General features: G+C 33.7%; 1 protein-coding gene. It reads right to left on the bottom strand.

The annotated features are described in order from the left end of the window. Positions 1-150: 150 nt before the first annotated feature. A protein-coding gene (locus tag ACFY1E_RS47895) for an IS3-like element IS981 family transposase (protein ID WP_152993289.1) occupies positions 151-1262 on the bottom strand; the annotation gives its coding sequence in 2 pieces (ribosomal slippage) (positions 151-1046 and positions 1046-1262; 1113 coding nt in all). Positions 1263-1476: the final 214 nt, after the last annotated feature.

Here is a 1476-nt window from a genome sequence, read left to right on the forward strand (position 1 = left end):
TATAGTAAAGAACATAAATTAAAAAGTTAAATAATTAGAAATCTGAGTTAATTTTTTGCTATAAATTTTTTCCAAAAAACAACTCCTTCTACCCATTGACGTTAAGTCAAGTTTTTAGAGTAACAAACGTAGAATTTTAATCTATTTATTTTAAGCACTTACCTTTTCAAATTGATTAGGTGTAAGATACCCTAAACTTTGATGGATTCGTTTTGAATTATAAAAGGCTTCGATGTACCAGAAAATACTCTGATAGGCTTCTTCAAAGTTCTTATATTTAAATTGATACACCCACTCTCTTTTTAAATGTCCATGCCAAGATTCAAGACTGGCATTATGATAAGGGTATCCCCTTCGACTGAAAGAGTGAGTCATCCCATAATACTTAAGCAACTCTTCATACTCTAGACTCGTATACTGGCTTCCTTGGTCAGAATGAAGAATAACAGCTTCTGGATAGTCTTGTGATTTAATGGCCTTATTTAAAGTTCTTTGCACTAATTCTACAGTCATTCGCTTGCCCAAATCCCAAGCAATGACTTTTTTAGTATAACGATCCATAATGGTTGAGAGATAAGCCCATCCTTGTTGAGTAGGAATATAAGTAATGTCGGTTGACCAAACCTTATTTTTCTTTGTAGGTTCAGTCTGTATAAGATTTTTTCGATTGATGTGATCACTTAGTGAGTATCCAGGCTTAAATTTCTTAATGACTACAGACTTGAGTTGAAGTTGCTTCATTAGCTTCTGTACCAGTTTTAACCCGACTTTTTCCCCTTGTTTAAGTAGAAGATGATGAATTTTAGGAGCACCATAGATTCCTCGGTTAGCATTGAAGAGTTGAGAAATTTTGAGTGACAGGTATTGTCTCCTTAATTGAGTTTTAGATGGATGTCGGTTAATCCGTTCATAATAACTTGATTCAGGAACATCAAGGAGTTGACAGCTTAGTCTGACATTGAGTGCTAAAGTTTGTATGGTTTGAGCCATATCCGCAGCACTCACTTCTTTTTCTCGGCGAATATGGTCAATACTTTTTTTAAGATGTCTCGTTCTTCCTTAACTTTAGCCAGTTGTCTTTTTAATTCTAGAAAATCAGCTTTAGAGACGGAGCTTTCATTAGATTTAGAGTAGAGGTCTATCCATTTATAAATTGTTGCAGGGGCCACGTCGTATTCTTTAGACAGCTGGGTGACGGATTGACCAGAATGATAGAAGGCGATAAGGGTTTCTTTAAATTCTTTTGAGTAGCGTTTTTTCATGTTTTTGTCCTTTGTCTAAATTATACAATAGTGACTCTAAGATTTAAGGATAACATCATTTAATGACATTATTGTGTACCACAAATAAGGTTAAGAACTTATATGATAACATATAGAAAAAGAATAAAAATGGAGATAATATGGATATTGAAGTTGATACTTTTGAGCAAGTTGACAGCTTTATGAAGCAACAACAGAAAAAAATAGATAGTTG

It is taken from the genome of Streptomyces sp. NPDC001604 (assembly GCF_042893475.1).
Lineage (GTDB): Bacteria > Actinomycetota > Actinomycetes > Streptomycetales > Streptomycetaceae > Streptomyces.